The organism is Nostoc sp. NMS7 (assembly GCF_017115085.1).
Classification (GTDB): domain Bacteria; phylum Cyanobacteriota; class Cyanobacteriia; order Cyanobacteriales; family Nostocaceae; genus Nostoc.
The window spans coordinates 1-19782 of sequence record NZ_JABXKJ010000056.1 but is presented as its reverse complement, the minus strand read 5'-3'; the positions used below and the strand labels follow the sequence as shown (position 1 = coordinate 19782).

General features: G+C 41.6%; 14 protein-coding genes. 9 read left to right on the top strand and 5 right to left on the bottom strand.

The genetic code is table 11. The features are described from left to right. Positions 1-6: 6 nt before the first annotated feature. Positions 7-933 (bottom strand): hypothetical protein, encoded by a 927-nt coding sequence (locus tag HWQ38_RS04495; protein WP_292790347.1) that lies wholly within the window; start codon positions 931-933, stop codon positions 7-9. A 156-nt stretch (positions 934-1089) separates the two neighbouring features. After that, a complete protein-coding gene (locus HWQ38_RS04490; protein ID WP_292790344.1) occupies positions 1090-2970 on the bottom strand; it encodes a tetratricopeptide repeat protein in 1881 nt (626 codons plus the stop codon). A gap of 275 nt (positions 2971-3245) precedes the next feature. Between HWQ38_RS04490 and HWQ38_RS04485 the strand changes: the two genes are divergently transcribed. The 8 genes from HWQ38_RS04485 (at position 3246) to HWQ38_RS04450 (ending at position 13549) form a co-directional block, all read left to right on the top strand. Beyond that, positions 3246-4754 carry an NB-ARC domain-containing protein gene (locus HWQ38_RS04485; RefSeq protein WP_292790341.1) on the top strand — a complete coding sequence of 503 codons (1509 nt, stop codon included), beginning with the start codon at positions 3246-3248 and terminating at the stop codon, positions 4752-4754. Between the two features lie 11 nt (positions 4755-4765). Then, positions 4766-5071: a fertility inhibition FinO-like protein gene (locus HWQ38_RS04480; protein ID WP_292790338.1), complete on the top strand. Its 306-nt coding sequence runs from the start codon at positions 4766-4768 to the stop codon at positions 5069-5071. A 582-nt stretch (positions 5072-5653) separates the two neighbouring features. Continuing rightward, the gene (locus HWQ38_RS04475) at positions 5654-5893 is read left to right on the top strand and encodes a hypothetical protein (RefSeq protein WP_292790336.1); all 240 of its coding nucleotides are present in this window, start codon (positions 5654-5656) and stop codon (positions 5891-5893) included. Continuing rightward, positions 5887-6411 carry a hypothetical protein gene (locus HWQ38_RS04470; protein ID WP_292790335.1) on the top strand — a complete coding sequence of 175 codons (525 nt, stop codon included), beginning with the start codon at positions 5887-5889 and terminating at the stop codon, positions 6409-6411. The genes HWQ38_RS04475 and HWQ38_RS04470 overlap by 7 nt, the downstream gene beginning before the upstream one ends. Further along, a complete protein-coding gene (locus HWQ38_RS04465; protein WP_292790334.1) occupies positions 6396-6713 on the top strand; it encodes a hypothetical protein in 318 nt (105 codons plus the stop codon). The genes HWQ38_RS04470 and HWQ38_RS04465 overlap by 16 nt, the downstream gene beginning before the upstream one ends. A 398-nt stretch (positions 6714-7111) precedes the next feature. After that, complete coding sequence (locus tag HWQ38_RS04460) at positions 7112-10735, top strand: plasmid replication protein, CyRepA1 family (RefSeq protein WP_292790363.1); 3624 nt, start codon at positions 7112-7114, stop codon at positions 10733-10735. Positions 10736-10815: 80 nt separating this feature from the next. Beyond that, complete coding sequence (locus tag HWQ38_RS04455) at positions 10816-11799, top strand: site-specific integrase (RefSeq protein WP_292790333.1); 984 nt, start codon at positions 10816-10818, stop codon at positions 11797-11799. Positions 11800-12298: 499 nt separating this feature from the next. Next, positions 12299-13549 carry a tetratricopeptide repeat protein gene (locus tag HWQ38_RS04450; RefSeq protein WP_292790331.1) on the top strand — a complete coding sequence of 417 codons (1251 nt, stop codon included), beginning with the start codon at positions 12299-12301 and terminating at the stop codon, positions 13547-13549. 124 nt (positions 13550-13673) lie between these two features. Here the strand turns inward: HWQ38_RS04450 and HWQ38_RS04445 are convergent, their stop codons facing one another. Further along, positions 13674-14480 (bottom strand): PhnD/SsuA/transferrin family substrate-binding protein, encoded by an 807-nt coding sequence (locus HWQ38_RS04445; protein WP_292790329.1) that lies wholly within the window; start codon positions 14478-14480, stop codon positions 13674-13676. A 1512-nt stretch (positions 14481-15992) separates the two neighbouring features. On the opposite strand from HWQ38_RS04445, the gene HWQ38_RS04440 reads away from it, so the two are divergent. Next, positions 15993-16166, top strand: a complete 174-nt coding sequence (locus HWQ38_RS04440; protein ID WP_292790327.1) for a hypothetical protein — start codon at positions 15993-15995, stop codon at positions 16164-16166. A gap of 193 nt (positions 16167-16359) precedes the next feature. On the opposite strand, the gene HWQ38_RS04435 is transcribed toward HWQ38_RS04440, so the two are convergent. Next, complete coding sequence (locus tag HWQ38_RS04435) at positions 16360-16593, bottom strand: hypothetical protein (RefSeq protein WP_292790326.1); 234 nt, start codon at positions 16591-16593, stop codon at positions 16360-16362. A 412-nt stretch (positions 16594-17005) separates the two neighbouring features. Then, positions 17006-19315 carry an ATP-dependent RecD-like DNA helicase gene (locus HWQ38_RS04430; RefSeq protein ID WP_292790324.1) on the bottom strand — a complete coding sequence of 770 codons (2310 nt, stop codon included), beginning with the start codon at positions 19313-19315 and terminating at the stop codon, positions 17006-17008. Positions 19316-19782 lie beyond the last annotated feature (467 nt).

Sequence of the window (19782 nt, the reverse complement as noted above, 5' to 3'; positions counted from 1 at the left end):
TCGAGGTTAAGGACTTTTCAACCATTTCACCAATTTCAACCCTGATTGTACCTTTGATAATTCAGATGTTTTACCACTGCTCAAGGCTAATTGAGCTGCTATGGTATAAGTTTGCTCCGCTTCATCTGGTAACAACGCTCCTAAATAGCGATCGCCTAGCAGTCTGTAAAGAGTTGGATTTTGACTACCTGCCAGGACTCGTGCAATTAATGTCTTAATTGATTCATCTAAAAGAAGCTTTGACATATATATAGCATCTAAATCGCGGAAAGCGGCTTCATCAGCCGACAATCCGAGATCATTGATTTGCTTAACCTCATCTGAAATCTGCTGAACATCATTAACAGGTAAAAGATGGACTACTAAGGGACTAGAATTCAGGGGTTGATCGCCGTGGTTACTAATTACAGTGATTGTATACGTATTGCCATACTGTAATTCTTTTTGCTCTTGCGGATATGGTAGGGTTGTAGTGTTTTTTACATCTGCTTCCCACTCAACACCATTGCCTTTTAATACTACTGTATAGCTATCAGCGTCTGCTACTGAGCGCCAAGAAATTTGTGGCCTATTATTTATAATTGAACTACCGTAAGGACTAGTTACAATTGGCGCGTTTTTTTCATCATCTGGCCCCTTGTAGTCATGTGGACAAGGAACTATATTTAACACTGAACACTGTACAGCTTCGTTAGGTGGTGGCGCACATATTTGTGCATTAAAAATAGTACTCTGCTTCAAATACAGAAATTTTCGATTTAAGAAGCAAAGTACTTTGACTGCACTTCCGTTTTGAGGACTGATCCGCTCTCCCAGACATAAATATCTTCCCGATTTCAGGGAGCGATCGCCCGTGCTATAAACTCGACCACTTGGTTGATCACACAAATTCTTTTGTAATGTCCGTTGCTGTCCCCATGCACTGTTAGTCAACAAAAGGATTAGTGTTGATATTGATACGAGGGTTGTAAGTCGGACTGCAAAGACTTTTTTAATTGAGCTAGGTACGGTAAGCATTACAACTTCTCGAATAGCTAGTTACTTTTTTGTAGTTTAATCTAAGTAGAGAATAATTGATAGCGTCAAAGCCTATTGTGGGTTTATCCTACTCTGTCGAGAATCAGGCTTGAGCCGAATTCTTTGTAATACATCCTCCCGCCAACGAAAAACTTCTGGCACTTTCGACTCAAGTATCAAGCAAGCTTCCCAGTTAAGCCAGGAATTATCGTTATCGCCCAAAGCTTCTTGAACTTGTGCCAGCAGGCAGTAAGTGTCTGCTCTTTGAGGATCTAATTCTCCGGCTTTTTCTAAATATTCCTTTGCGATGCCTAACTTCTTCTGCTCAAAAAGCGCCCAACCTAAATTTTTATACAATGCAGCTTGTAATTTAGGTTCTTTAGTTTTTTTTAACCCTTGTAGGGCTAGAGTAATCGCCGTATTATAGTCACCTTTTAGATTTTTCAATCTGGAGAGATTATTGATAACCGGGATTTCTTGACTATTACTTTTTAGAGCTAACTGATACTGTTGCTCTGCCAAATCGTTTTTCCCTTGATCGTCATAAAAGGTTCCTAATCCATAATGTCCTGACCAGGTATCAGGCTTCAACTTCAAAGCCTTCTCATAATTAGTAGTTACACAATCAAATTCATTTAATAGCTGGCAAACAAAAGCTAAATTATTGTATGTGTCTACATCTTGATTATTATATTTGAGCGATAATTCATAATATTTTTTCGCAGAGCGCAGGTTTTGAGTACTACGAGATGCTTTCTCAAAATAAAACTTAGAAATAGAATTTTTCACTTGGGGCTTAATTTTTATAGCTGAGTCAAAAGATTGTTGTGCGCTCTGAGAATCATTTGCTGCCTCAGCCCTCTCTCCTTGAGCTACTAAGTAGTTAGCTGCTAGAGGTATAGATAGAAAAATACCCCCAACAAATACTAAAATCATTAATGTATATTTGCTAAATTTAAATACTTTAGAATTAGCTAATGTATAATTTTTAATTTGCTGAGGCAGTTTTTCTAATCGCTGCAAAATTACTTCAGTAGTCTGCGGACGTTGCCCTGGAAGGAGAGCCATTAATTCATCAATCAAATCAGCAAAGGGTTTGTCAATCTGCGGTGCTTTATCTCTCCAAATTAGGTTTCCTGTTTTTTGATCTGTTGGCAAATCAATTAGTTGAGTGGCAGTGAGCAAATGGACAAAAGTCCGGCCCAAAGCGTAGAAATCTGACTGGGGTACTGCTTTACCATTAACTTGCTCCAGTGGAGAATAAAGAGGCGTGCTGATAGCTGTGATTTCATATCGTCCTCCCCTACCTGTACTAGTTCCTCCGCTACCACTAACTTTTGCTAGGTAAGTGTCAGTCACTTGCCGTGCTGCACCAAAATCAACTAATGCAAGTTGACCACTCGGCTGAAGAATTATATTAGAAGGCTTAATATCTCGGTGAAAAAAATTAGAGCGGTGTACTGTGTCAAGGATATCAACTAATTGTTGCAGCCATTCTAATGCTAGAGATTGTGAAATCAGGCTATTAGACTCTAACCATTGCTCCAAATTTTGTCCCTCAATTTTATCCATAACTAAGCAATACAATGTTAAGGAATTCTTGTGAAGAACAAAAGCAAAAAAGTCATCTATGGTGCTTCTAGGAATACCGGAATGTCGGATTATTTGTAAACAAAGAGATTCCCGCTCGATTAATTCAACCAGCTTAGGCGAGTTCCATTTTAAAACTTTCATGACTCGCTGCTTGCGAACAGGGTTCCATTGAGTACCAGCGTCATCTACTTCAAACACTTCAATGTAATTGTACGGATCATCAGTGAGCGCTCTCAATGGCTTGACTAAGCGAATGCGATCATTAATCAGCAGCGAAGTCCCACAAGAGAGACATTCTTCGACGTCATCAGAATTAGGATTTTGGCGGTGATTGCAAAGGGGATTGATACAGTAACTCACTGACCCTCCTTACCCAACAAGCCCCTAGAATTTATGTATGGTGAATTACGTATAAAACAAAACTCAAATGTATTTTTTATCACTCAAAAATGATTAATTATTTAATAAGGTCTTCGGTAAACCTATCAGAAATTGTTATGATACTTTTTTACAAAAAATAGTTACAAGTGGAAGAAACAAAGTATATTAATGTCATGCAATACACTCCTGGAACTAATCATAGTCTAGGAAAAGCCCTTTACAAACGTTTCCTACGCCTATGGAAATAGTAAATCATGGATTTTAGTGCCGTACAGAAACTGAATTCACCTGCCCTTCCCTTAGTTATCCCAAAAGGACGGAGGGAAGGGCAAATATCTTCGGCAGCAGTAAATTTTGAAGCAGCACTGGTTGTAGTAGATAATTTAGTCTTTGGCAAAAGAGGCAAACACCTATCTGAAGCAGAAATTATTGTCCTAAAGGGAGCATGGGATGATGATGATTACGAAGAGGTGGCAGAAAACTCACCTTACAGTCTTAACTACTTGCAAAGACGTGTAGCTCCTCCCTTATGGGATTTACTATCCGAAACTATTGGCAGTGGACAGCGCGTTGGAAAAAAGAAACTGCGGCGTATCCTATTAGAGCAGGTTACTAAAAAGTATCCTATTCTATCTGCATCAATTGGAAAGCAAAGACCCTCTGCAAACGGACTAGTACAAGTTATGGGAAGTCACCTGCCTGACATATCCAGTTTTTATGGACGAGCAAAGGAACTGACCAATCTAAAGGAATTAGTAATCGATCAGCGATGCGTATCACTTATAGGAGTGGCGGGCATTGGTAAAAGTGCATTAGCTGCAAAACTATTAACAGAACTTAGTGTAGAATCTCAACCTAGATTTGATTGCTTAATTTGGAAATCGGTGTCCCATGCACCACTCCTTCAAGACTTAATAGCCGATTTAATAGAGCTAACTCAACCCATAGAACCTGAGCCAAGCTTACCTAAATATACTCAGGCAATGCAAAATGTGTTAATCAAGCAGTTGCAATCACAGCGCTACTTCATAGTATTGGATGAATGTGAAGCCTTATTTCAGACAAATAATTTGGAGGAGAGGCTAGAGTACAAACTATTTTTTCGCCGCTTAGTAGAGGAGCAGCATAAAAGCTGCTTGCTTTTGACTAGTCGAGTTTGGCCTAATGAGTTCGATGTACTGATAGAAGCTGATCGACCTATTCAGTATCTCAAGGTTGAAGGTTTAGATCCGGATGCTGCCATGCAGTTTTTATCTGCTTTGGGATTGTGCAATGAAGAAAAACGGTGTAGTCAATTAATTCAAACTTATCGCGGTAATCCGTTAGAGCTAAAAGCAGTTTCCAATCGAATTCACCACTTCTTTGCAAGTAGTACCGAAAAATTCTTTCAAGATCCAACTACACTCGTTAGTAGTCGATTTCAAGAAATGCTCAATAAGGTTTTTGGTCAAGTATTAAGTAATATTCAGCGACAAATCATGATTTATTTAGCAGATAAAATAGTTTTAAGTTTTCAATATATTAGTTTCAACAAATTATTAATTGAATTAAATCAAATTTACAAAATATCTATTTCAACATCAGAGTTAATTACAGCATTAGAAGGACTTGAGAAAAATTCATTAATAGAAAGTAGTAAAGACCCAACTACAAAAGAAATCAGTTTCACTCTTCAACCAGTAATTAAAAAGTATATTACGACAGATCCTCTAGGGTTGGTACATACATCTGATGCTTCACAACTATTAGCGATCGCATCTTAAAAGAGGTAGCTATGATTGCAGGCAAACTAGAAATCACAATTAAAATCAATGAACTGCCACAACCCAAGATCGTAGAGAACGCTTGGCAGCAGTTTGACGTAGACTGTGACGGACGCATCACAGCAATCACAGTTAAACCAAAGATTTACAAGAAACTGACTAATGTAATCAGTAATTACCCACAATCGGTAGCAGCGATTGCTGGCAAACTTGGTCAGTCAACTGAGCATGGGTTCGTGTTAGAAGAACCTAGCATACAAGTTTTCGAGCGCAAGCCCAAGTCAGAAACAACCTCTGCCTTCGGTGCTGCTTCTTGAAAAAGTCATTACCCAACTAGGGTAAGCTGAACCAATACTCATAAATATGGAGGAGTCAAACACAAACGTTACAGAATCTCGCTAGATACGGAAAGACCACAAGTTATGTAAAATCAAGCTAATTGATAGGAAGTATGAAGGTGAAGATACAACAGTACGAGAATTTAACGCACGAAGCGCCACTAAGGAGTAGCGCTTCGTGCGTGGCTTAAATTTCATATAACATCAGAGCGGGGTTGATCTCGAAAGAACAAAATCAGTGGTGGTTAAAGTTTGCCGACTAAGATTACCACTAAAAATGTCCGACTGAGTTTATCCGCGCTGCTTCCCCTATTGTACAGGGGTTGTTACCAGATCGTCGAATTTTTGGTGGCAAATTTTGGCTATTAAAATTCTTCAAGTTTGGGAAATATTAAATTTAATTAAGAAATATCCCGAATTTCGTAGCAAAAAGCATAGCAGCGCGAGTAACAGTTATCAGTTATCAGTTTGAATTACAGTCCTTGATAACTGTCAACTGTTGACTGATAACTGATACAACCCCCTCTGAAGCTTGTAAACCGAGTTATCAGAGGCGAAATCATGACTTATAGCAAAACCCCCAAGGACGCAGTAGTTGAGCGCATTGGGTCAGATAGTAAGATTACACATCTTGTATGCGGTCTAGTAGAGGGTAATTTCAGCAATATCCTGGCTAGAACGAAAATTGTCAGACTTTTTATAGGATTGGAATTAGCTTTTAGTGTGCGTTCGCTGTTTCCAATAGTGGTACGCCACACCATTCGTGCGTGGTGGCTAGCATCAGGGTACAAATTATGCTGACACTAGATAGAGAAGAAACAACATCGCCACTTGATTACGATGTTCTTAACAGCAGTATCAAAGACACCTTCGCTGCCATAGACCGATTTGAGTTGCAAGCAGTAGAACTCTTTCGCGTCATGCATGACGAGCAGATGTACAGAATCGCTGGGTACAAAAACTTTGAACAATATTGCCAAGGCGAATTACATATATATGGCGGCTATCGGCGTATAAATCAACTCTTAGGGGCATCAAAAGTTATTGTTGCAGCAGGGGAGTTGGGGCCACAGATTAAAAATGAGCGCCAAGCCCGTCCTCTTTTGAGGTTAGCCAAAGAACCAGAAAAACTTATTGCTGCGATAACACTGGCTTTGGAATCAAACCCAGAGCCTAGCGAATCAGATTTCGCAGCTGCGGCTAATATTGTTGCCCCAATGCCAAGAGCGAGAAAGCCATTCCATCAGGAACCATTGGTTCCCAAAAATCAGGAACCATTGGTTCCCAAAAATGTCTGCGCCTCATGGGTATGGCACTGAAAAACCTCGCCAGTGCCATGAACAACACCCAAGCGCTAGAAGCTGCGGCGATAATTTTGGGTACTAGTCCCACACAGGAGGCGCTAGCAACAAGGACGGAGCAATTACAACTATTACCTGTGGCTATTAGGGAAATTAGGCAAGTACTTGCTCGTCTTGAGTTTACATGGCAGGAGTTTTGGGCTGTGGCTGAAAAATACGAGGTGATAAAACTTGACTACTGGGCTCTCCTTACTACCCAGGAGACTGATTTAATCACAAAAGCCCGAAAAAACAGTGAACAGTTATCAGTAAACAGTTAACAGTAAACAGTTAACAGTTAAGCTAATCGTCATTCATTTTTCCTTCTTTGATTCCCTTGTAGTAAGGACAACCCTACGGGTTCTGCTCCCGCAGTACAGAGGGAGCTTTTATCAAGAAAGGCAGAGGGCAGTTCTTGCTGAAGGCAGAAGGGAATACTGCCTCCTCCCTCTGCCTGTGACCGAACGCGAGTGCCTCTCCAAGAGTTGGGAACAAGGGCTGATAACTGATAACTGATAACTGATAACTGTTCACTGATGAATGCGGCATAGGTGCAATGTCGCTCAGATTGTCATGGAAAATATTGGGAGAGAATGTGAATACAAATAAAAATGCAATTAAGAGTGGCAACAAAGAGCCATTCGAGCCGAAACCAGATTGCAAGGTATCAATTGAGCAGATATTACACCCAATTGAATACCCAAACAATCTCTTGGCTACCGAGTACCATGAGTTATATGTTGGTAGTGCCATTCATCCCGGGTTGATTTCACGCAGCTTCTTCCACATCGAAGGAGAATCAATTTACGACTACCTGTTCATCTCCGACAAAATCCCTCGCAAAAATGCCGGTCGAGTCACAGATGCATACATTAAAAAGTATGATCATCTCTTACTGGGGGGGATATGGATTCAATCTCTTGACCCATTGAATAATTGGCGACCAATGGAATGGGGAAGGATTAAGCCCAACTTCCCTCGCATTGATTGGCACTCATGGAAACCCGTCAAATACGAATCACCCCCCAAGACAGCTAACCGCGTCACCTACTTCGATATTCCCAACTGCATATTAAACAAGATTGCACGGCGCTACAACATCCCCTCAGTTACAGAAGTGCTTTTTGCAAAACGTGGTCAAAAGCTGCATATTAAAAGTCGAAGAAAAAATGCTCTCTATGCTGCCAACTTACGTAATTCGCTCTCATACGCGCAGTCTAGTTCCTTTTTAGCACTGTGCAGAAAAAGCATACTCAATCCCCTAATGTTTTGGTTATGGGTAAAGCAGCACAAACTGAATTTCATCGACTCTGGGCAGAAAGATATACAAATCACCTTCTGGGAGTGGATAAAGCAACATCCAGAGATTCCGATTATCTTATGCGAGGGTGAGAAGAAGGCGGCCTGCTTGCTGAGTCTGGGATTTGTAGCGATCGCACTCCCCGGAATTTGGAACGGGCGCGTCGGCAAACAAGATTTTGATGAACGGTTGCATCCTGACTTAGTACCGATGGCTCTCTCTGGGCGCAAGTTCATAATTCTTTTTGACTACGAAACTTCTTCTAAAACCAGGTGGTCGGTGTTTCAAGCCACTGTTCGCACTGCAAAAGCAATTTTAGCTGCTGGTTCTGAATGTGAAGTTGCATTACTGCCGGGTCCAGAGAAAGGTGTTGACGATTTTGTTGTAGCGCGGGGCGAAGATGCTAACGCTCTACTGACCGCAATCATCGATGATGCTAAATCACTTGCTGATTACAAGCGCTCGTATCGGGCTAAAAAATGGGGGTTAAGCAAGTACCAGCCGGATGTAACTGTTAATGTCAAGTATCTCTCTGAGGCTTTGTGCATCCCTGAACTTGAAGAAAAATGCAAGCTTTTGCCCGAGCTTTATGATCTTGAAAAGGAACAACTTTTCACGCCATCTATTAAAGGACATCAAAGAAAGAAGGAGTCTACGGATTCTGGCGGAGTTGATTCATCCAAATCGAAGAAATCCCCTACCTTCAATTTCCCAAAATCAGGACTAGTCGTACTCTGGAGCGATATGGGCACTGGTAAAACCCAACTCATGCGCTGGTGGCGTGACCAAAACCCCGACGCGCGGTTCCTCAACAATGGGCATCGGGTTAACTTGTTGAAAAATCTTGCCCAACGCTTGCAGACAGCCATGTACTCCGACTTGGGTTACACAGGTTTAGCCCAGGCTCAAGCCCTTAGTATTACTATTGACAGCTTGCATAAGTTGAATACTCAGTCTCTCACCTACGGCTGCATATTTATAGATGAAGCCTGCCAATACCTCACCCACTTACTACACAGTAATACTTGCAAACAGCACCGTGCAGCAATACTTGAAGTACTGGAATATATAGTATATAACGCGCCACTGGTCGTCATCGCCGACGCACACATGGATGACCTGACTGTAGACTTCTTTCTTGCAATGCGACCAAAAGGTGAAGTACCTTACATCATTAAAAACGAGTGGCGAAACGGTTCACGCACAATTTATTGGTACGAGGGGGATAATGAGAGCGCCCTAGTCGCCCAAATCTCGGCAGCGCTGATGCTTGGTGAGAAAGTCATGGTTGCAAGTGACAGTAAGCGTTTTATTAAAAAACTCGACAAATCCTTTACTATCAAGTACGAAGAATCTAACTCCGAAAAATCACATACACCAAAAAAATGGCGTATCTGGTCTGTTCACTCTGACAATTCTGGCAGTGATGAAAATGTCGCTTTCATCAAAGATATCACCAACGCCGTCAAAAACTTTGATGCCTTGTTCACCTCTCCCAGTCTCGGTACTGGTGTCGATATTTCCCAGTATCATTTTGACTTAGTATTTGGTGTGTTTCACGGCGTTTCCCAAACTGCTACTGAGTGCGCCCAACAACTGTACCGCTATCGCCCGAAAGTCCCGTTTCATATTTGGGTGGCCCCGCGTCCTCCCTTTGGTTACAAGGATACAAACGCATCCAAAATTAAAGAGCGCTTGCTCCAAACCAATGAAATGACAGCTTTTCTGTTGCGGATTGACCGTCAAACAGGCAAACGCGGAGCCGAGAAAGATTGGGCGCTTGAGGCTTATTGCCAAATTATGGCTAACCGCCACTATTCTCTTAATAATCTGCGTGATGATTTGCGATCGCTCCTCACCGAAATGGGTAATACATTTATATGTGTGGGCAGTGATGATGATGACCAAGCAAGAGAAAGTCTAAAAGCAGCAGCACAAGCTTTGGATCGTGCCCACAATTCTCATGTTGCCAAGGCTAAGAATATTACTTTGAGTGAGTACCGCGCCCGTCAGAGCAAAGATTACCTTGACCCTAATGAAATTTTTGAATGTGAAAAGAAACGCATTTCTGATTCTTACGGCATCGAAGTAACCGAATCACTCGTAGAAATGGATAAAGGTGGTCGCTTAATTAGAGCAATTGCTGGACTTGAGGCCATTTTAGCCCCGCCCGAAGAATCGTTTACTGACCCCAAAACTGGGCAAAGTTATCCTACCCCACCAACAATTGTCACCCAAAAAGACCGCACCGAGCGCGACAATCTACCTTTGTGCATCGACTGGGGCAATTACTCCGCACGCTGGCTGGCTAGATTTAACCTGGGACTGCATCAAATTCTCTCAAGTTTAATGAAGGGTGAAGAAGTTACCGGAGACGATTCCACCTTACTCAAGATGACGGCGATCGCTAAAAACTGTGCTGCTCACGTCAAAGCAATTCTTGGGTTTACTATTCCCCTAGACTGTAAACCTATTTGGTTGCTGGCGACTTTACTAGAGCAGCTGGGGCTAAAGCTGACTTTCCGCAAGCAAGGTAAACGGGGGCAACAGGTAAAACTTTTCTCTTTATCTAAAGAGGAATTAGAATTTGCTCAAGAGGTGATTGCTCATCGTCAAACGAAGCGTAATCAAAAAGAAAATCGAACCTATTACGCTGCTCAAACCCCTGCTGCGTATAGTGCAAACCCCAATCAGCAGGCCGTATCCATCCCCCCCCTTGATGCTATAGGGAACTCCCATTGCCAAGGGGAGGATACTACCGAATTTGAGTCGCCTCCGACCGATCGCATTACGCTACTCCACTGCGTAGAAATACTTCGCTCTGGCATTTCTCGTGGAGTAGACGCAATTAAAGGCATTTTCAAGCGATGGCAGAGTGATTTGCGCTGGGAGACGGTGCTGGAACTTGAGACGATCGCGGCGAGTGAACTGCGAGTTGTCGAGGCAGCAGTACCGGAATTTTACGCCTTGCTGAATGAAGATGTGTTGCCTGTCGAGGGGTAAAGTCGGCGATCGCTGCACGCAATTATGAGACAATTACTTATCAGAATCTTGCTTATAAGAAGGACAGTTCTGATAAGTAAATGCACCAAACCATTGAAAACAGCACACCCTCTCCTCTAGCTCTGGCTTCTCCCATCCCGCTAGTCGAACATCCGGCTGCGGTCTATTTGGCAACCCTTTCCCCTGGTTCCCGCCCCACAATGCGCCAAGCTCTCAATGTGATCGCGCGATTGTTAACCAACTCGAGTTGTGATGCGATGACCCTGAACTGGGCAGCACTGCGCTACAAACATACGGCAGCAGTCCGCTCTGTGTTGAGCGAAAAATATGCACCAGCTTATGTCAACAAAGTGCTGTGTGCTTTGCGGCGAGTTTTAAAAGAAGCCTTGCGGTTAGAGATAATGGATGCTGTTGATTTTGCTCGTGCTGTAGACATTCCCAACGTTAAAGTCACCAAGCAATTGCGGGGACGTGTTCTCACGGCAGAAGAAATCGCCCAATTGATGCAAACTTGCTTTGATGACCCTACCCCCACTGGTTATAGAGATGCTGCAATATTTGCAATACTCCGAGGTTCTGGAGTCCGCCGCTCTGAAGTGGTGAATTTAGACTTGAGCAACCTTGAAGAGAGTACTGGGGCAATAGAGGTGCGCGATGGCAAAGGTGGTAAAGACCGAACTGTGTACTTACCCGAAAGTGGTTTAACTGTCGTTTTGGACTGGTTATCGCTTCGAGGCTACGAGGCAGGCCCTTTACTATGTCATGTCAACAGAGGATCAAGGATAGTGCGGCGACGACTTACCTCTCAAGCAGTGCTGTTCATCTTGCAAAAACGTGGTTTAGAGGCGGGAGTAACTAATTTTTCCGCTCACGATTTCCGTAGAACTTTCATCTCTGATCTGCTCGATGCTGGTGAAGATATTTCTACAGTTCAAAGGTTAGCTGGACACACGAACAGTGACCAGACTGCCAGATATGACCGTCGCGGTGAAGAAACTAAACGCCGTGCTGTCCAAAAGTTGACTATTCCAGGTTCGCGTCAAAATTCAAGGGGGCTTCACTAGTTTCTACACCGTAGCCATTGGGAGCTAACCACTGGTTTTTCTGATTGATGCCGGAATTGATTTTTTCGGGATCAGTATTCAGTATATTGATATGCTCACCCTTTGACACTGCGTGAGCAGGTAAGGCACAAACCAAGAAAAAAGATACCAGCTGTTATAAAAGAGATCCACACTACACAACGAATAAACTCGAAACACGGCTGCTATAGGAGTGAAAGCGGTCTCCTCCAACAGGCACGCTCACCCAATTTATCGAATTTTACCTAGATAACCTAGATGCAATTGGTGGTAATGATTTAGATAAGGTCGATGAGAGATTGAGACTCGATAAGCAATACTTTTACAAAAATGAATACGGTAAGTTTATCAATTTGCAGTAGTTAAAACTTGCGATTTTGTGGAGGCTGTGACATACTTTTGGTCATAGTACATTATTTCGATAGGTTTACCGGGGTTTAAAATATCCTCCATAAATCTTGCTCCAAGGAATTAATTAATCATGCTTAAAGATGCACAAGGACTGGTAGTGACGACAGATTCAGCCCAGGCGATCGCAGCTATTAACCGTTTCATTGATCAAGCGCTTTGTTATGGTCAAGATGCAGAAACAGCGATTTTCCAAGCAATTGAGGCTGATCCAACTTGTGCTTTAGCTCATGCTTATGCAGCGGCTTATTATCTTACCCAAGAAAACAGCAAAGCTTGGCAGCAAGTGCAACCATATTTGCAAGTAGCACAACGGAATTTAGCCAAGATTACTGACAGAGAAAAATTATATGTGCAGGCAATTTTAGCTTGGGCAAATCAAGAGATTGATTTAGCGATCGGTTTTCATGAAGAGATTACCAACAAATTTCCCCGTGATTTAATATCAGTCCAGCAGGGACAGTATCACTATTTTTATACAGGCAACAAAGAAAAATTACTAAAAATAGCCCAGAAAGTTTTACCTAGCAATCCCCAACAAGATTATTTATATGGCATGGTAGCTTTTGGCTTAGAACAATGTCACCAATTAAAAGCAGCAGAAAAAATGGCACGTCAGGCGATCGCCTTAAATAGATATGATCCTTGGGCGCACCATGCTTTAGCTCATGTAATGGAAACTCAAGGAAGAGTCAATGAGGGTATAGCTTGGATGGAGAGTTTTGCAGACACTTGGGAAAATTGCAATTCTATGCTTTATAGCCACAACTGGTGGCATATTGCACTGTATTATTTGGAGCAAGAAAACTACCAAAAAGTTGTTTCACTATACGATACCCAAATTTGGGAACGTGCAAATAAACAATCTCCCAAAGACCAAGTAGGGGCAATTTCACTATTATTACGCCTGGAATTACGTGGGGTAAATGTCGGAAACCGTTGGCAAAGTATCATTCCTTATCTTTACAGCCGTATTGATGAACACGCTTTAGCATTTCAAGATTTGCATTATGTCTATGCCCTTGCTAAAGCCGGACATACTGGTTGGGTAAACCAGATGCTTCAGAGTATGCAGTATCATGCTTTGAGTATCAATCCCTTCTTGCAAAGGAGTTGGTTAGAAGTAGCAATTCCGGCAGCTAGAGGTATGGTAGCTCATGCCAAAGGTGACTTTAACACAGCTGTTACCGAACTCAAATTGGTTTTACCACGCTTGCATGAGATTGGAGGGAGTCATGCACAGCGAGTTTTATTTGAGCAAATTTATCATGATGCTGTGTTGTGGACACAAAAGCAGAGTTGGGTTTATGGCATTACCGCCTGATATAAAAGTTATGGCGTTGCTGAATTCAGCAACGCTGTTTTTCTTCTCTTCCCTCAAAGCTTGAATCAATAAAAGTTTCAGAACCTTGCTTCGATTATTCTTTCCCAAGAGTGACAAAACAGGGTTAACTAAACAAACTGACAAAAGAGCGTTCGCAGTAAATCTGGTTGAGTACCCGATAATTTTCTAGCTTCACTGCGGCAAAACGTCTAATACCAAATTGTTCCATAACTCCTTGCAACTCTGCATCTGGTTGGAGTAAGCTAATCAGCATTTGCTGAATTAAAGGGATACTTAGACGCTGTGCTACAACCAATGGTGGCATAGGAGAAGGGCCGATCACTTCCAGCACACGCAAATGCTGTGATAATTCTGGAATATCGCGTAATTCTTGTTCTAACACTACACTGTCAATGGCTGCACAATCCGCCAGCCCCTCAACTACCCAGCGAATTGAACGTTGATGAAAACCTGATTCTATAGTTTTTCCAAAGAAATTTTGCGGATATTTTTCTTGACTTAACCAGTGACGAAGTAAATTATAACCACTGTTAGAACCAGGGTCGTTATAGCAAAATGTTTTCCCTGACAAATCGGCAAACTTTTTGATATTACTATCAGCCTTGACAATTACATCTGCATAGTAAATAGGACTGTTGCCATACCGGGATGCTTGCATCACTGGTGCAACCAATGTCTGGAATTGGTCTATAACTTCTTGACTGTAACGAATTAGTGGTAATCCACAAATAAAAACTAGGTCTATTTGGTCTTGAAATAATAGAGGGTCTTGGAGGGGATCGCATTCACCTTGATGTAGTTGGATTTCTACTTGTAAAACACGACCCAAATAAGCTGTGATCGCCTGATATAATCCGAACCAATTAGGAGCTAAGTAGGATACAGCCCGTAAGCTTGTTAATATAGTCATTCTTGTTTTAAAACAGTATTTTTCTAGAAAACTTGAGTTAACTTCCGCCCAGAGTCATTCATATATAAAAATTCCAGACTAGCAAAACTCAGCAGCATAATTCGTAAAACAGTCGTATGAACATTAATATGCCAGCCACCACAGCCGTTTTTACACAAATGTTCAGGCTTTTAATCCTTTCTACAAAGAATGATAATTTCCGCTATTATTGTTTTGGATACTAATGTTTTGGGCTAATGTCATTGTGATTTCTCCTGTTAACAAAGAATCTAAAAAAACAGTAATTCTATAGGCTTAGTGTAGATTATATTCTATATTCTCTAATTTCGCCAAAATACAAGACTCCTAATTTGATTTTTGCCACAATTCATCTTACCTCTATCTCTTCTTTCTCTGGAGTTAAATATCTTGGCTTTTGGGCGAACACTTCATCCCGTATTTCTCACAAGCTTCAGGCGTTTGATGGAGCAGAGGGGCAGAGGGGAAAGAACTTGGGATTTGAACTCTCCCCTGCTCCTCTGCTCCTCTGCACCCCTGCACAAGCGCAGGCTTTGAGAGGTGTGGTGAGAAATCCGGGTTCATGCAAGCCAATTTTCCCGATTTAGGTGATAAGGCACTTACCCGCTCATAAAGATACGAAAGTAAGATCCAGATCCACGCCATACAACAAGCAATTAAGAACACGGTTGGTATCTTTTTTTGTGGTTCCCCCTAAAAATACACCTTTAAAAGAAAAACCTAAAAATCCGTGAAAAAAAATAAACTGAAAATGACTTTATAGTTAACAAGTAATATAATAGGATAAAGAGCATACTCCTAACAGTTCACTACAGAAATATTACAGGTGTAGGTTTGTGTTAAAGAAAACGGGCAAAGATGCTTATTTTAAGAAACTTGTACAAAGTTCTTCCCTGCTTCTGTTGCTTTCATGCCAAATCAAGCTTATTGGAATAGCCCGCTATTTCATCGCTATCACGCCATAAAACTATAGAGTTATTTTTAGTTTATTTTTTGAGAGTGGTGTGATTGCTCTATAAAAAATTCTTCAAGAAATGGGTAAAACTTGCGTGCCAAAAACTCAAACTTTTCTGCAATTGATTCCGAACTTGTCCTGAATCAATTTTCAGGGTGAACGCCAAGATGCTCCCTGATGCCTGAAGGGACTTTAGCTGATTGTGAGTTAGTTTATGATGTCGTAAATTACACAGTTAAAAATGCAACTTTAACATCGAACGAAATCCCTGTGCTGTATCATGATACTTATCTAGGTAAACAAATAAGCTGATGGTAGGTTCATTTAGCCTATTTACCTAGATGAGTATAATGCAGAAAGCTTTACTGCATAGCGGTGCGTGCAGTAGTGATGATTGCGTAATGTAAGGTATTTTAGATTACAAAAAGATAGCCATGCAGAGGGCATAAGGGAAGGCACAGACATCGTTTGGCACGGTGGTCTGCAAATTTCCGCTCCTTTTAACACCCTCGATTTTGGCTCATATAAAGGATTAGTTTTTGAGAATCATAATTAAGTTTTTGCCGACCAATGGTCGGCAAATTGCGATGCCGATCAACCAACAAGGGCGGGGCAAGAAATCGTACTACAATAATTCATCATTCAAAGTGCATACTCCTAGAATGCAACCGTTAACTGAAGAAGGTAAAGCCCCAGAGACTTGGTGTAAGTGAGGAAAGTGTACGTAAGGAGCGAATTAATCTTCCCCCACCGCTTTTTGTAGCATGGTGTAAGGGCAAAGATAGAGCAGGGTTAGGGTGGGAATTTAACGAAAATACGGGATTATATCAGCCAGCAAGTTAGTATTTTGATTAATTTCAACTTGTCCGAGGGGATGTGCGCTCTACTGTTGCCAATTTTAATTTTTTAAAATGTGATTATTTCACAACCTTCAAGCAATTCGTCATAAACAGTTAGTTGTTGTGTTTTTAAGTGATTTGGTAGTGAATCATCATCAAAGGTCAAAGTAACAATATGAGTATTTTTGAGACTAAGAGATGATTTGCTGATATCGGTTATTGCCGCACTCATACCGCTTCGAGTGCCGATCAGATACTTCAGCGATTGCCCGATCTTTAACTGTGTTGCTGGAATAGCCATAGATTTTAAATCAGTGAACAGTCACTTCCAATTCGCAATTCGCAATTCGCAATTCGCAATTAATAATACCCCACGCATGAATGCGTTCCGTTGAATATTGATACTACGTGTTTTGTTTCTTTTCATAATTTAAATTAGGGGCTTGTACCCTAAATAAATTAATTATCAATTACGTTCGCAATTACGTTTTGTGACGAAGAGAAGGTTGTGGGGACGGTTTCCGTCCACAAAACTTCGGGGGATTTAGATTTAGGCGTTCAATTCGCACTGCTTGATAGAAGCAGGGGACTTAAACCCCCACCACTTGTTAAACCAATTATCAAAACTTTTAACTGTTTACTGATAACTGATAACTATTTAAGAGTAGTCTGGTTGGATGCGACCGTTGTTCCCATGTTGGGCATGGGTTTTATTAAAGGCGCAGAACTGCGTCAATTGCTGAATCAATCTCGTCAATTGCGGTAGTCTCATAGTGATAAGTATTAAAGCGAAACTTCCCGACAAGTTCGGGCTGTTTTGATGGACGATAACCATATTTAGACTCATACATTTGTAGTGCGAGACTACCAATAGTAGTCATCTCTCCAAGTGTAGCAGTCATTTGGCGTTGTTGTAGCCTAGAAGCGACAGTAACAGTAGGGGAAGATGTTGTCGCACAAGTGGTTTTTCTGGTGTTGCTCAAACTCTGCCAGATTTCACTAAGTTGCTCAACAGGTGAAATGAGGAGATTAGTTAGTCCAGTAAAACGCTGGGCGGGTTTATCAGTAGCGACAGCAGTCTTCAATGCTTCATACTGTCCAACTGCGATGAATGTACCCATTGCGCGAGTCATAGTCGTGTAGAGCAGCTGACGGGTTAACATCCGGTAATTAGCCCTGACCAATGGGAAAATCACATAAGGAAATTGGCTACCTTGACTCTTGTGGCAAGTTATACAAAACGAGTGCATAATTTGCTTGAAGTCTCCAGGATAATAATTGACAACTGCACCGCCCTCCCAAGAGATCGTAACCAGAAATTTTTCCGGCTCCACAGTAATAACCTGACCGATCTCGCCATTCATCACAGGCGGAACAGTTTCATAACGGTTTTTCAGCTGGATTACGCGGTCACCGATTCGGTAGACAACCGACCCAGAGACAACTTGTGGTTGATTTTCTTGTTTGGGATTAAAGATAGGGGCAAGAAGCAGATTGAGATTGTGAACTCCACAGTCTCCTTGTTTTTGAGGCGCTAAGATTATTAGTTGTTGATTTAAATCAACACCTGACTGGCCAATAGCTTTAACCAACTCAACGATGGCTTGGGAGGTCGCTTGGGGCGAATCTTTTTGAATCATTGCACAATCACCGACATCCATCCAATCAGAAACTTGGTTAAAATTGTGCAGTGTGGGGACTATGCCAGAATTGACATCATTAGCGGCATAAATAATCGGGCTTTCGTGCCGTTGGCGATAAATCGTCTGTAAGAGAGTTGTTGGCACGAGTTCAGAAACAATTAAATCTCGCAAGACCATTCCTGCGCCAATACTGGGCAATTGATCAAAGTCCCCTACCAGTACAATTCTGGTTTTTTTGTCCAAGGCTTTGAGCAGCGAATTGAACAGAAATATGTCAACCATTGAAAATTCATCAACGATTAGACAATCAAGATTTAGAGGATTATCCTCGTGATAAAGAAAAACCTGTTGATGCCCCTGCCATTGCAATAGACGGTGAATGGTACTTGCTTCAATACCTGTGGCATCTTTCATCCGGTTAGCGGCTTTCCCGGTTGGAGCGGCTAGTGCAATCGTTTTCTCAGTATGTATGAACCATTCAACTAAGGTTTTGAGTACATAAGTTTTCCCTCGACCTGGGCCACCAGTGATAATGCTAATTGGATGTTTGGCTGCCATCATCAAGGCGCTGATTTGTTCATCACTTAAACGTGAAAGTTGGCGATAGTCAGTAGTTTGGAATTCGGCTAACCAGTGTTCTAAATGTTCAGTGGAGTGAATTGGTTGCTTAAGGAGAGCAAGAATCTTCAAAGTCACAGAAAGTTCAGCCCGATAAGCAGCTTTGAGATAAACACTATTACCAACATCACCCTCAACTAAAGTCCCCTTTTCAAGTAACTGTTGAATGATTGTATTTAAAAATTGAACATCGGGCGTATGCTGTGATGAAGAAAGCAGGGAAGTGGCAATACTTACTAATTGCTCAAACGGTAAAAAACAATTCCCTTCACGCAAGCCGGATTTTAAAACATGGATTAAAGCTGAGATATAACGAGTATCGCTGTATAGCGGGATACCAAGAGATATGGCTAACTCATCAGCAGTCTTAAAACCGATGCCATCAATATCATCAATTAATCTGTAAGGGTTGTTTTGCAGAATATATGAAGTTTTGTGTCCGTAATAGTCACAAATTTTCAAAGCTAACTTCAATGAAGTTCCCACAGCCAAAAGTTGGGTAATCACTCCAAAGTTCGGATTCTTTTTACTCTCTGACCAAGCTTTGGTAATTGTAGTGATTCGATAAGTATTAAGTTCAGGAACCTCATCAAGTTTTTCTGGAGCGGTGTCTAACACTGATAAGGTCGAAGAACCAAAGTAGTTTACAAGAGCTTGGGCAGTTTTCTTGCCAATCCCACGAAACAGCCCACTTTCTAAATACTGCTGCGTTTCGGACAAGGTTAGCGATGGAAATTTCTCGACAATTAGGTGCCTCATCATGAGTCAAAAAGTAGTTGAGAGATTCTGTTCTTATTCAAGGGTAGCTCTAAAGCCGCGCTACAGCTAAAGCTAACTCATCGTCCCAAGTCGAAAATCCAATTGGTTCAGGAACTCTAAAGAATCTCCTTGTGGGATGAAAGTTGTTCATGGGCTAGAGCCTAAAATGGATGTAAAGAAATGTTTCTATTAACGTCATCAAATTTAGCTTTAATACAAGGTTTAGTCATCTGCTAAGTTAATGGCAGTCAAGCTCCCGGCGTACCCGCCAGCAGTCCGGCGTTAGCGGAGCAAATCGTAGCGCATCTTCAATGCAAATACTTAACCCTTCAAAATATAACGATGATTGATTAAAAATCAAGAGACAGAAGTACGGATTAAAATCGTACTTTTATCGCTCCCTTTTGAAATTGCTTTGTTACTGCTCGAACAGTCTCGCAATCTCCACTCTTAAAAATGGGCGTTATTGC